The sequence below is a fragment of the Pseudomonas putida genome (assembly GCF_001636055.1).
In the GTDB taxonomy this organism is placed as follows: Bacteria; Pseudomonadota; Gammaproteobacteria; order Pseudomonadales; family Pseudomonadaceae; genus Aquipseudomonas; species Aquipseudomonas machongensis.
This window is the reverse complement of sequence record NZ_CP011789.1, coordinates 4,572,947-4,584,814: the sequence shown is the minus strand read 5'-3', so window position 1 is coordinate 4,584,814 and position 11,868 is coordinate 4,572,947. Positions and strand designations below refer to the sequence as shown.

General features: G+C 60.4%; 9 protein-coding genes and 4 tRNA genes. 11 read left to right on the top strand and 2 right to left on the bottom strand.

From position 1 onward, the window contains the following. The first annotated feature begins 1 nt into the window (after window position 1). The 3 genes from astB to astE are packed head-to-tail and all read left to right on the top strand — an operon-like array spanning window position 2 to window position 2,676. Entirely contained in the window at window positions 2-1,351 is a 1,350-nt protein-coding gene (gene astB, locus AB688_RS20540) for an N-succinylarginine dihydrolase (protein ID WP_063545711.1), read from the top strand. Between the two features lie 15 nt (window positions 1,352-1,366). Then, window positions 1,367-1,657, top strand: a complete 291-nt coding sequence (locus tag AB688_RS20535; RefSeq protein WP_054891925.1) for a hypothetical protein — start codon at window positions 1,367-1,369, stop codon at window positions 1,655-1,657. An 11-nt stretch (window positions 1,658-1,668) separates the two neighbouring features. Further along, window positions 1,669-2,676, top strand: coding sequence for a succinylglutamate desuccinylase (astE, locus tag AB688_RS20530; RefSeq protein ID WP_063545710.1), 1,008 nt, complete (start codon window positions 1,669-1,671; stop codon window positions 2,674-2,676). A 4-nt stretch (window positions 2,677-2,680) separates the two neighbouring features. On the opposite strand, the gene AB688_RS20525 is transcribed toward astE, so the two are convergent. Further along, complete coding sequence (locus tag AB688_RS20525; RefSeq protein WP_063545709.1) at window positions 2,681-3,874, bottom strand: M91 family zinc metallopeptidase; 1,194 nt, start codon at window positions 3,872-3,874, stop codon at window positions 2,681-2,683. A gap of 354 nt (window positions 3,875-4,228) precedes the next feature. Here AB688_RS20525 and alaS point away from each other — a divergent pair, with 354 nt between their 5' ends. The 8 genes from alaS to mgtE all read left to right on the top strand — a co-directional run bounded on the left by alaS (window position 4,229) and on the right by mgtE (window position 11,002). After that, window positions 4,229-6,853 carry an alanine--tRNA ligase gene (gene alaS, locus AB688_RS20520; RefSeq protein ID WP_063545708.1) on the top strand — a complete coding sequence of 875 codons (2,625 nt, stop codon included), beginning with the start codon at window positions 4,229-4,231 and terminating at the stop codon, window positions 6,851-6,853. Between the two features lie 84 nt (window positions 6,854-6,937). Next, window positions 6,938-8,173, top strand: coding sequence for an aspartate kinase (locus AB688_RS20515; RefSeq protein ID WP_054891921.1), 1,236 nt, complete (start codon window positions 6,938-6,940; stop codon window positions 8,171-8,173). A 173-nt stretch (window positions 8,174-8,346) separates the two neighbouring features. Next, window positions 8,347-8,535, top strand: a complete 189-nt coding sequence (csrA, locus tag AB688_RS20510; RefSeq protein WP_043209419.1) for a carbon storage regulator CsrA — start codon at window positions 8,347-8,349, stop codon at window positions 8,533-8,535. A gap of 72 nt (window positions 8,536-8,607) precedes the next feature. Beyond that, window positions 8,608-8,698, top strand: a tRNA-Ser gene (locus tag AB688_RS20505). 107 nt (window positions 8,699-8,805) lie between these two features. Further along, a tRNA-Arg gene (locus AB688_RS20500) sits at window positions 8,806-8,882 on the top strand. A gap of 72 nt (window positions 8,883-8,954) precedes the next feature. Beyond that, a tRNA-Arg gene (locus AB688_RS20495) sits at window positions 8,955-9,031 on the top strand. Between the two features lie 87 nt (window positions 9,032-9,118). Next, window positions 9,119-9,195 (top strand) — tRNA-Arg (locus AB688_RS20490). A 364-nt stretch (window positions 9,196-9,559) separates the two neighbouring features. Next, window positions 9,560-11,002, top strand: coding sequence for a magnesium transporter (gene mgtE / locus AB688_RS20485; protein WP_054891920.1), 1,443 nt, complete (start codon window positions 9,560-9,562; stop codon window positions 11,000-11,002). A gap of 62 nt (window positions 11,003-11,064) precedes the next feature. On the opposite strand, the gene AB688_RS20480 is transcribed toward mgtE, so the two are convergent. Continuing rightward, window positions 11,065-11,391 carry an Arc family DNA-binding protein gene (locus AB688_RS20480; RefSeq protein WP_029613963.1) on the bottom strand — a complete coding sequence of 109 codons (327 nt, stop codon included), beginning with the start codon at window positions 11,389-11,391 and terminating at the stop codon, window positions 11,065-11,067. Window positions 11,392-11,868 lie beyond the last annotated feature (477 nt).

The window sequence follows — 11,868 nt, the reverse complement described above, 5'->3', positions numbered from 1 at the left end:
GATGAAATCCTATGAAGTGAATTTTGATGGCCTGGTGGGGCCAACCCACAACTACGGCGGCCTCTCGTACGGCAACGTGGCCTCGCAGAGCAACAGCCAGCAGTGCTCCAACCCGCGAGAAGCGGCACGCCAGGGCCTGGCAAAAATGAAAGCCCTGATGGAAATGGGCTTCAAGCAAGGTGTGCTGGCCCCACAGGAGCGACCGGATGTGGCTGCCCTGCGCCGCCTGGGCTTCACCGGCAGCGACGCCGAGGTGATCCGCCGCGCCGCCAAGGAGGCCATGCCGCTGCTCGTCGCCAGTTGCTCGGCCTCGAGCATGTGGGTGGCCAACGCCGCCACCGTCAGCCCCAGCGCCGACACGGCGGATGGGCGGGTGCATTTCACTGCAGCCAACCTCAACTGCAAATACCACCGCAGCATCGAACACCCGACCACCAGTCGCGTGCTGGCGGCGATGTTCGCTGACGAGCAGCATTTCGCCCATCACGCGGCATTGCCGGCAGTGGCCCAGTTCGGCGACGAGGGTGCGGCCAATCACACGCGCTTCTGCCGTGCGTACGGCGAGTCGGGCGTGGAGTTCTTCGTCTATGGTCGCAGCGCCTTCGACGCGCGCTACCCGGCGCCACAGAAGTATCCGGCGCGCCAGACCCTCGAAGCCTCGCAGGCCGTAGCCCGTCTGCATGGCCTGAGCGAGGAGGGTGTGGTCTACGCTCAACAGAACCCGGCGGTGATCGACCAGGGGGTGTTCCATAACGACGTGATTTCGGTGGGTAACGGCGAGGTGCTGTTCTACCACGAGGACGCCTTCCTCGAGACCGACACGGTGCTTGGCCAACTGCAGGCTAAACTGGCTGCAAAGGGCGGCAACTTCCAGGCCATCCGCGTGCCGCGTTCGGCAGTGACGGTGGAGGACGCGGTGCGGTCCTACCTGTTCAACAGCCAGTTGCTGTCGCGCGACGACGGTTCCATGCTGCTGGTGGTACCTGAAGAGTGCCGCAACAACGAGCGCGTGTGGAGTTACCTGAGCCAGCTGACCGGCCAGCAGGGTGTGGTGAAGGAGGTCAAGGTGTTCGACCTCAAGCAGAGCATGCAGAACGGCGGAGGCCCCGCCTGCCTGCGCTTGCGCGTGGCCCTGAAGGAAACGGAACTGGCGGCGGTCAACCAAGGCGTTATCATGACCGCCCCGCTGTACGACACCCTGGTGCAGTGGGTCGACAAGCACTACCGCGACCGTCTGGGCGAAGCTGATCTTGCCGACCCGCAATTGCTGGACGAATGCCGTACGGCACTGGATGAATTGACCCAGATCCTGAAGTTGGGTTCGGTCTATCCGTTCCAACGCCAACCTTGATAGAGAGAATTTGCAATGTCCGACGCCCTGCGCCTGATCCTGGAAGATGAAGACGGCACCCAGCTGGAAACCTCCTGCACCCGCTTTGCGGTGGTCTGGCAAGGCAAGGAGGTGTGGATCCAGCAGGATGGCCGCGGTCAACTGCTGATCGGTGTCGATGTCGAGGAAGACGATACCGAGTACGCCAACCTGCTGCTGCGCCCGATGGCCACCAACCTGGTCAGCCTGCAGCTGGAGATGGAGCCTGCCGAGGTCGGTGAAGACGACGATCACGTGCACGGTCCGGATTGCGGTCACCACCACTAAGGAAATGCCCTATGCTCGCCCTCGGCAAACTGCTTGAGCTGACCCTGACCGATCACGAACCGGCCGAGAAGACCCAAGTGACCCCCAAGGGCGTGCGTTTGCGCTGGTTGGGGGAGGGCGCGCTGGAGGTGCGTCCGGCCGAGAGCGAAGATTGTGGGCTCGACCTGTTGTTGTCGGCCGGCATCCACGGCAACGAGACCGCGCCGATCGAGTTGCTGGAGCGGCTGCTGCATGGTGTGGCCAACGGCCAGATCAAGCCGCGTGCCAGGGTGTTGTTCCTGTTCGGCAACCCTGCGGCGATTCGCAAGGGCGAGCGCTTCATCGAGCAGGACATCAATCGCCTGTTCAACGGTCGTCACGAGCTTTCCAGTGGTTTCGAGGCGCTGCGCGCCGCGGAGCTCGAGCAGTTTGCCCGGGTGTTCTTCAACAAGCCCGAGCGTACTCGCCTGCATTACGACCTGCACACGGCCATTCGCGGTTCGAAGATCGAGCAGTTCGCGCTGTACCCGTTCAAGGAAGGCCGCAAGCATTCACGCCGCGAACTGGCGCGCCTGGCGGCCGCCGGCATGGAGGCGGTGCTGCTGCAGAGCAAGTCGTCAATCACCTTCAGTGCTTTCACCTACGAACAACTCGACGCCGAAGCCTTCACCCTGGAGCTGGGCAAGGCCCGTCCTTTCGGGCAGAACGAGCAGGTCAATCTCGACAAGCTCGAGGAGCGGCTTGTTCAGATCATCGAGCATACCGAGCCTGAGACCGATGCCTCGCTCGATGGCCTGAAGCTGTTCAGCGTCGCCCGGGAAATCATCAAGCACAGCGACAGTTTCCACTTGCACTTGCCGGCGGATATCGAGAATTTTTCCGAGCTGAGCAAGGGCTATCTGCTGGCCGAGGACCTGGCCGAAACACGCTGGGTCGTGGAAGAGGAAGGGGCACGTATCATTTTCCCCAACCCCAAGGTCAGGAATGGCTTGCGGGCAGGGATTCTGATCGTGCCGGATTCCGGGCAGCGCCTGGAGTAGGGGTTCAAGGGTAAGTCAGCCTGGGTGGTAGGCCCAGTTCGTGTCGCAAGGCATTTTCGTTGAACGGCGCAGGATTGGTGTCGGTATCGGGCGTGCTTGGATCGTCGTCGAAATCGAACAGGGAGCCTGGGTTTTCGAGCCCGACAGCCAAGCGCTCGGAGTTGTCGTTCACGCTTCCGGTCGCGAAGTTCCAGACGTGACAGAGCTCGTGGTAGAGCATCACCAGTGATGGTGCGTCACGCCTGTGGGCCAGCGGGTTATAGCCGATTTTGCAGTTCAGGATGCGATCGCCTCGCATGCCGTTTCGGATTGTCGGATCGCCTTGGGCGGGATCAAATCCAGCATAAGCATTGTCCAGTTCCGGGATCGACTTGATGGCGACCTTCACCTTGTGCGCCACCAACTGCTCCAGAAGCCCCGAGGCACTCGGGCTGGCCCGCAGCATCACCAACTGGCGCCTGACTTTGTCGGTGTACGCGGGATCACCCTGGATATCGAAGGTGTCGAGGTATTGCGCTGGTAGCTCCGCATCGTGTGCCTCGTAGAGCAGTGGTGCGCTGAAACCGTCCTCGACGAGAATGCTGCTGGCGTTGCCGTAGAGTCGATCGTCCAGTGGCCCTGTGGACAGGCGATTGTGGCCGGCAAAGGCCTCGATGTTCGCATTGCCCGCATTGACCCTGACGACGTCGTCGCCAGCGCCGGCATACAACGTGCTGTGGGCAGCGGCGCTGTGCAGGGCGTCGTTGCCCTTGCCGCCATCGATTTCTGCTTGCCGAACCCCTTCTACCACGACGTGGTCATCGCCGGCCCCGGCGTCAATGATCACCGAGCCGGCATTCAGGGGCTGGCCATCAGGAGGCAATTGGCCCTCGATCCGGATTCTGTCGTTGCCCTCGCCGGTCTCGATCACGATGCGGCTGTCGAGGGTGGACTCGACGAATACGTTGTCGTCGCCGGCGCCAGTACGAATATGCAGCATCTCTGTTTTTGCCAGGGCCAGCGTGTAGCGGGTAGCTTCGATGCGCAGCACGATGCCTTCGGGGCTTGGATGAACCGACAGTTCGGTGTCTGGGGCCAGTGCTTCGATCAGCAGCGTGTGATCATGGCGATTGATCGCCAGTGGGCCGCTTCTGTAGGGTAGTTGTTGTCTCAGCACAAGGCCGGAAGCGGTGTGGATCATGAGGTCTTCGGGCGCCATGGGCGTCTCCTTTCGTAGGGGAGGCTGCATTCTGGCGTTCGCTCGGTGGTTCCAGTGGTACTCCTGTACCGCCTGAATCGTCAGCATGAGGCGGATGACAGGGATTTAATTTGCCGCCTATTCCCTTTTCCTTTCCCCTGGGCGGTAATTGGCTTGTCAGTGACGAAAGCTCCGATTTAGCATCCGCTCATGTCGTTTTTGCCTGTTTGCAGCGGAAAAACTGTCCGTTTGCCGGTTTCCATCGCATAAACACACTGCACCTCGATTGCAGGACCGATATAATGCGGCCCTTTGCCGTCGTTTCGTCGATCCGACGCGTTAGCCAAAACGGCCGCCGTTTCCGTGGAAGAACCTATGAAAAGCGCAGAAATCCGTGAAGCCTTCCTTCGCTTCTTCGAAGAGCAGGGACATACCCGAGTCGCCTCCAGTTCGCTGATCCCGAACAACGACCCAACCCTGCTGTTCACCAACGCAGGCATGAACCAGTTCAAGGACTGCTTCCTGGGCGCCGAGAAGCGCGCCTACACGCGCGCTGTCAGCAGCCAGAAGTGCGTGCGCGCCGGTGGCAAGCACAACGACCTGGAAAACGTCGGCTACACCGCGCGTCACCACACTTTCTTCGAGATGCTGGGTAACTTCAGCTTCGGTGACTATTTCAAGCGCGACGCGATCACCTTCGCCTGGACCTTCCTGACCTCCGACAAGTGGCTGAACCTGCCCAAGGAGAAACTCTGGGTCACTGTCTACGCCAGCGACGACGAAGCCTACGACATCTGGACCAAGGAAGTCGGCGTGCCGGCCGAGCGCATGGTGCGCATCGGTGACAACAAAGGCGCCCCGTACGCTTCCGACAACTTCTGGACCATGGGTGATACCGGCCCTTGCGGTCCGTGCACCGAGATCTTCTACGACCACGGCGCCGACATCTGGGGTGGCCCACCCGGCTCGCCGGAAGAAGACGGCGACCGCTACATCGAGATCTGGAACAACGTCTTCATGCAGTTCAACCGCACTGCCGACGGTGTCCTGCACCCGTTGCCCGCCCCGTCGGTGGACACCGGCATGGGCCTTGAGCGCATCAGTGCGGTGATGCAGCACGTGCACTCGAACTACGAGATCGACCTGTTCCAGAGTCTGCTCGATGCCGCAGCCCAGGCCATCGGTTGCCGTAACGAAGCGCAGTCGTCGCTGAAAGTGGTCGCCGACCACATCCGTTCCTGCGGCTTCCTGATCGCCGACGGCGTGCTGCCTTCCAACGAGGGCCGTGGCTATGTGCTGCGCCGCATCATTCGTCGCGCCTGCCGCCATGGCAACAAACTTGGCGCCAAGGGCAGCTTCTTCCACAAGGTCGTGGCCGCACTGGTCAGCGAGATGGGTGAAGCCTTCCCCGAGCTCAAGAGCCAGCAGGCGCACATCGAGCGCGTGCTCAAGACCGAAGAAGAGCAGTTCGCCAAGACTCTCGAGCAGGGCCTGCGCATCCTCGAACAGGACCTGGCGCAGTTGCAGGGCACGGTCGTGCCGGGCGACGTGGTGTTCAAGCTGTACGACACCTATGGCTTCCCCATGGACCTGACCGCCGACATCGCCCGCGAGCGTGAGCTGACCATCGACGAAGCCGGCTTCGAGCGCGAGATGGACGCCCAGCGCGAGCGCGCCCGCTCGGCCAGCGCCTTCGGCATGGACTACAACAGCCTGGTCAAGGTCGATACCGCCACCGATTTCCTCGGATACAGCAGCACCGAAGGTCAGGGCAAGATCATCGCCCTGTACAAGGATGGCCAGTCGGTCGACCAGTTGGGCGAAGGCGAGGAGGGCGTGGTCGTCCTGGATCGTACGCCGTTCTACGCCGAATCCGGCGGCCAGGTCGGTGACAGTGGCTACCTGCAGGCTGGGGCTGCGCGCTTCGATGTGCGCGACACCACCAAGACCGGTGGTGCCTTCCTGCACCACGGCGTGGTGGCCAGCGGCGCGCTGCTGATTGGCGCCCCGGTCGAGGCCCGCGTGGATGCCGATGTGCAGCACGCCACCTCGCTGAACCACTCCGCGACCCACCTGCTGCACGCTGCTCTGCGTGAAGTGCTGGGCGAGCACGTCCAGCAGAAGGGCTCGCTGGTCGACAGCCAGCGCCTGCGCTTCGACTTCAGCCACTTCGAGGCGGTGACGCCTGCGCAGATCAAGGCACTCGAAGACATCGTAAACCGCGAAGTGCGCAAGAACTCCGCGGTCGAAACCATCGAGACCGATATCGAGACCGCCAAGCGCAAAGGCGCCATGGCGCTGTTCGGTGAGAAATACGGCGACACCGTGCGCGTACTGAGCATGGGCGGTGATTTCTCGGTAGAGCTGTGCGGCGGCATCCACGCCAAGCGCACCGGCGATATCAGCCTGTTCAAGATCATCAGTGAAGGTGGCGTAGCCTCCGGTGTGCGTCGTATCGAGGCGATCACCGGTGCTGCGGCGCTGGCCTACCTGAACGCTGCCGAAGAGCAGGTCAAGGAAGCGGCGCAACTGGTCAAGGGTAACCGCGACAACCTGATCGACAAGCTGTCGGCTGTGCTCGAGCGCAACCGTCAGCTGGAGAAGCAGCTCGAGCAGCTGCAGGCCAAGGCCGCCAGCGCCGCAGGGGACGATCTCTCCAGTGCGGCCGTTGAGGTCAAGGGTGCCAAGGTGCTTGCCGCTCGCCTGGATGGGCAGGATGGCAAGGCGCTGCTGGCGCTCGTCGATCAGCTGAAGAACAAGCTCGGCCATGCAGTGATCCTGCTGGGCAGCGAGCATGAGGGCAAGGTCGTGCTGGTGGCCGGCGTGACCAAAGACCTCTCCAGCCAACTCAAGGCTGGCGACCTGATGAAGCAGGCCGCTGCGGCGGTGGGCGGAAAGGGCGGTGGTCGTCCGGACATGGCCCAGGGTGGTGGCGTCGACGTCGCTGCGCTGGATCAGGCCCTGGCACTGGCCGTGCCGTTCGCCGAGCAGGGGCTTTGAGATGACGCGCCCCGCAGTCTGGTTGCGGGGCGCGTCAGGAAGGATTGTTTACTGGGTGCCCTTCGTGGGCTGAGGCACTTTGAAATGGCGTTGATCGTACAGAAATTTGGCGGCACCTCCGTTGGCTCTATCGAGCGGATCGAGCAGGTGGCCGACAAGGTCAAGAAACACCGCGAGGCAGGCGATGACCTGGTGGTTGTGCTGTCGGCCATGAGCGGGGAAACCAACCGCTTGATCGACCTGGCCAAGCAGGTGTCCGATCAGCTGGTTCCGCGTGAACTGGATGTGATCGTCTCGACCGGCGAGCAGGTGACCATTGCGCTGCTGGCCATGGCGCTGATCAAGCGTGGCGTGCCGGCGGTGTCCTACACCGGCAACCAGGTGCGTATCCTGACCGACAGCGCGCACAACAAGGCGCGCATCCTGCAGATCGATGACCAGAAGATCCGCGCCGACCTCAAGGCTGGCACCGTGGTCGTGGTCGCAGGTTTCCAGGGCGTCGACGAGCACGGCAACATCACCACCCTCGGGCGTGGTGGCTCCGACACGACCGGTGTTGCCCTGGCGGCAGCGCTGGGGGCCGACGAATGTCAGATCTACACCGATGTCGATGGCGTCTATACCACCGATCCACGTGTGGTACCGCAGGCCCGTCGCCTGGAGAAGATCACCTTTGAAGAGATGCTGGAAATGGCCAGCCTCGGTTCCAAGGTGCTGCAGATCCGTTCGGTGGAGTTCGCCGGCAAATACAACGTTCCGCTGCGCGTGCTGCACAGCTTCAAGGAGGGTCCGGGTACCCTCATTACCATCGATGAAGAGGAATCCATGGAACAGCCGATCATTTCCGGTATCGCCTTCAACCGTGATGAGGCCAAGCTGACCATTCGTGGCGTGCCGGATACCCCGGGCGTTGCTTTCAAGATCCTCGGCCCGATCAGCGCCGCGAACATCGAAGTCGACATGATCGTGCAGAACGTCTCGCACGATAACACCACCGACTTCACCTTCACCGTGCACCGCAACGAGTACGAAAAGGCTCTGAGCGTGCTGGAGAACACCGCCCGTGAAATCGGTGCCCGCGAAGTGATCGGCGATACCAAGATCGCCAAGGTGTCGATCGTTGGCGTCGGCATGCGCTCTCACGCGGGCGTGGCCAGCCGTATGTTCGAGGCCCTGGCCAAGGAGAGCATCAACATCCAGATGATCTCCACTTCCGAGATCAAGGTGTCGGTGGTGATCGAAGAGAAGTACCTGGAGCTGGCCGTACGCGCGCTGCACACCGCGTTCGAGCTCGATGCGCCTGCCCGACAGAGCGAGTGACGCATTGCCCCGGGGGGCGCGGCTTTGGCCGCGCCCTTCGCGTTTCTGGCTGTCATGCGGGTTACTGTCCTTTCCTGCCTGACAGCCGATAAGGAGGGCTGGGCCTTCGTCCCGACCAGCCCTCTGTTTCCAACAGACTGTTGTCCCTGAATGAACTGCGTGAGGAGAAAGCTATGTTGATTCTGACTCGTCGGTGCGCCGAGAGCCTGATCATTGGTGACGGTGAAATCACCGTGACGGTCCTGGGTGTCAAAGGCAACCAGGTACGAATCGGTGTGAGTGCCCCTAAGGAAGTGGCTGTTCACCGCGAGGAAATCTACCTGCGGATCAAGAAAGAGAAGGACGAAGAACCAACCCTTTAATTTTTTTGAAGTTTTTTTCAAAAAAGGGTTTGCAAACGGGGAGGGGTCTGGTTAATATACGCCCCGTGTTGCGGTGAGGTGGCCGAGTGGCCGAAGGCGCTCCCCTGCTAAGGGAGTATACCTCATAAGGGTATCGGGGGTTCGAATCCCCCCTTCACCGCCATTCTTCGTGTAGGGCGCTGTAACTGGTCAAAATGCTTAAGTCGTTGAAATTAAACGAAAAAGTACTTGGCAAAACGGTTTAGCGAACTATAATGCGCGGCAAGACACGGACTCATAGCTCAGCTGGATAGAGTACTCGGCTACGAACCGAGCGGTCGGAGGTTCGAATCCTCCTGAGTCCGCCATACAATGAGGCGGTTTTCTTTGGAAGACGCATCATTTCACCAGTGGTAATCTGGTCTAAAAGTACCATCGACGGACTCATAGCTCAGCTGGATAGAGTACTCGGCTACGAACCGAGCGGTCGGAGGTTCGAATCCTCCTGAGTCCGCCACTTTCTGAAGTGGCTTTGCTTGTCGAGAAATCTTCAAGAAGAGAAGCTTCAAAAACCAGTGGTAATCTGGTCTAAAACTACCACCACGGACTCATAGCTCAGCTGGATAGAGTACTCGGCTACGAACCGAGCGGTCGGAGGTTCGAATCCTCCTGAGTCCGCCACACCAAAAAGCCCGCTCCTGTAGCGGGCTTTTTCTTTTCTGCCGTTCACGAATCTGTCAGTGCAACGCGACTAGACTCCGTATAAACCCCTGCTGCACGTCGATGTGCTTTTTCGCTGTTGTCCGCCGTCGCACTGTTGGCTTCGAGCGTTGTCACAGCTTTATCGCGCAAACGATTGTTCCAGCCAAAAATTTAAGCGATCAGACAGCTTGAGCAGTGTATGATTGCGCCCGTCAGCCCCGCCGGGGCTTGTGGAATACCACCATGGACTTACCCAGTAGTTACCCCTTAATCCGCTTTATCAAGCCAGATCTGACCGATTGATTCTCCCGGCGTGCTCCGCTGCTGGGAGTGGAGTTCGCCTATGACCGAAGTCGAAGTAAAGAAAGTCCAAGAGAGCCTGCAGGATCGCCTCGCCCAGGTGATCGAGCTACTGCAGCGCCAGCGCGTCGTTGAGGACCTGACTCATCGTCAGGAGGGTCAGCACAACGACCTGGTGGAAAACCTCGTCCACCGCCAGAACCTGGTCGAGCTGCAACGCAAGCTCGATGATCTGCACCCCGCCGACATCGCCTATATCCTCGAAGCCTTGCCCCTGGAAGATCGTCTGACGGTCTGGCAGCTGGTGCGCTCGGATCGTGACGGCGACATCCTTCTCGAAGTTTCCGACGCCGTACGTCAGACGTTGATCGCCGACATGGACGATCACGAGCTGCTGGCTGCGGCCAAGGAAATGGACGCAGACGAACTGGCTGACCTGGCGCCTGAGCTGCCGCGTGACGTTGTCCATGAGCTGATGGAAAGCCTCGATGCCCAGCAGCGTGAGCGCGTGCGTTCGGCCCTGAGCTACGACGAGGAGCAGGTCGGTGCGCTGATGGACTTCGAGATGGTCACCATCCGCGAAGATGTCAGCCTGGAAGTGGTACTGCGTTACCTGCGTCGGCTCAAGGAGCTGCCGGGGCACACCGACAAGCTGTTCGTGGTCGATTACGACGGCATTCTGAAGGGTGTGCTGCCGATCAAGCGTCTGCTGGTCAACGACCCGGACAAGAAGGTGGCGGAGGTCATGGCGACTGACCCTGTCAGCTTCACGCCCGAGGAAGATGCCTACGATGCTGCGCAAGCATTCGAACGTTATGACCTGGTTTCTGCACCGGTGGTCGACAAGAGCAATCGCCTCATCGGCCGTCTGACCATCGACGAGATGGTTGACCTGATTCGTGAAGAGAGCGAAAGCGAAGTGCTCAACATGGCCGGCCTGCGCGAGGAAGAAGATATCTTCGCCTCGGTCTGGCGTTCGCTGCGCAACCGTTGGGCGTGGCTGGCGATCAACCTGATCACCGCCTTCGTCGCCTCGCGGGTGATCGGACTGTTCGAAGGGTCGATCGAAAAGCTGGTAGCGCTTGCGGCGCTGATGCCTATCGTCGCCGGTATCGGTGGTAACTCGGGTAACCAGACCATCACCATGATCGTGCGCGCCATGGCGCTGGACCAGGTATCGCCGGGCAACACCCGTCGTCTGATGCGCAAGGAGCTGGCGGTATCGCTGATCAACGGCCTGATCTGGGGCGGGGTGATCGGGGTAGTGGCGTTCCTGCTCTATGGCAGTTGGTCGCTGGGTGTGGTGATGACCGCGGCAATGACCCTGAACCTGCTGCTGGCGGCGTTGATGGGCGTGTTGATCCCCATGACACTAGTGCGCCTGGGGCGCGACCCGGCGATGGGTTCGAGCGTGATGATCACTGCCGTAACCGACAGCGGCGGCTTCTTCATCTTCCTTGGCCTGGCGACACTGTTCCTGCTCTGACGGATTCAGCTCAAACGAAAAAAGCCAGCTTGCGCTGGCTTTTTTCGTGGGCGTTGGAAGCCTCAGGAAGCGTCGGCAGCCATTTCCACATCGTGAGCGATGAGGGCGACCAGCGCATTCTGCTGGCGATGGGTCAGTTGACGGAAGCGTTGCAGCAATTCGCGTTCGTGCAGGGACAGCTCAGGGCTGTCCAGGCGCATGCTCAGCTCGTCGCCCAGTGCACCTTCCTGGATGAGACTTTGCTCCAGGCGGGCGATGATCTCGGAGTTCATGCTGCGGTGATGGTTGCGCGCTACCTCGGCAATGCGCTCACGCATCCCGTCAGGCAGGCGGACGACGAACTTGTCAGCGGTGCGGCTGGAGTAGATAGCCTGTTTCATTGGGCGCATATAAATTGACCGGTTGTTCTGGTTCAGGGGAAGCGGTTCTCAAATTGGCCGCACGGTAGTGGGTTCGACCGTCGCGACGACAAAATGTTCAACCGTGATGTGATTTTGGATGCTCATCTTGCCTCATGGTCGCCGTTTCCTTGGCGTCAATTCTGTGACAAATAGTGATCCGGGTAAAGGCTTTATGCCAGTACCAATTATCAGAAATGAGTACTGGTTTGAAAAGTTTTACTCTTTCCCGTCTCGCCCTGTTGTCAGGCCTTTGCTGTCAAAATCTCGTAAAGTTCGACAAGACCTGGGGAAAATCATCAAACCCGCAAGATTTCCCTATCCTTGAGCATAGTGGCTATGCAACATGACGCAAGCGTTCCCCATCAGGCCGAAGCGCCCGACGTTGACGTTTTGACCGCGCCCGCGCAAAAAATTCCCTGGCGATGCCATTGATATGCAATTGAATCGCCGCGCAGCTTGGAGAGA

Coding starts and splice junctions, on each gene's coding strand:
- AB688_RS20535 (WP_054891925.1), top strand. CDS start 1,367: ATGTCCGACGCCCTGCGCCTGATCCTGGAAGATGAAGACGGCACCCAG.
- AB688_RS20525 (WP_063545709.1), bottom strand. CDS start 3,874: ATGGCGCCCGAAGACCTCATGATCCACACCGCTTCCGGCCTTGTGCTG.
- AB688_RS20515 (WP_054891921.1), top strand. CDS start 6,938: ATGGCGTTGATCGTACAGAAATTTGGCGGCACCTCCGTTGGCTCTATC.
- alaS (WP_063545708.1), top strand. CDS start 4,229: ATGAAAAGCGCAGAAATCCGTGAAGCCTTCCTTCGCTTCTTCGAAGAG.
- astE (WP_063545710.1), top strand. CDS start 1,669: ATGCTCGCCCTCGGCAAACTGCTTGAGCTGACCCTGACCGATCACGAA.
- astB (WP_063545711.1), top strand. CDS start 2: ATGAAATCCTATGAAGTGAATTTTGATGGCCTGGTGGGGCCAACCCAC.
- csrA (WP_043209419.1), top strand. CDS start 8,347: ATGTTGATTCTGACTCGTCGGTGCGCCGAGAGCCTGATCATTGGTGAC.
- AB688_RS20480 (WP_029613963.1), bottom strand. CDS start 11,391: ATGCGCCCAATGAAACAGGCTATCTACTCCAGCCGCACCGCTGACAAG.
- mgtE (WP_054891920.1), top strand. CDS start 9,560: ATGACCGAAGTCGAAGTAAAGAAAGTCCAAGAGAGCCTGCAGGATCGC.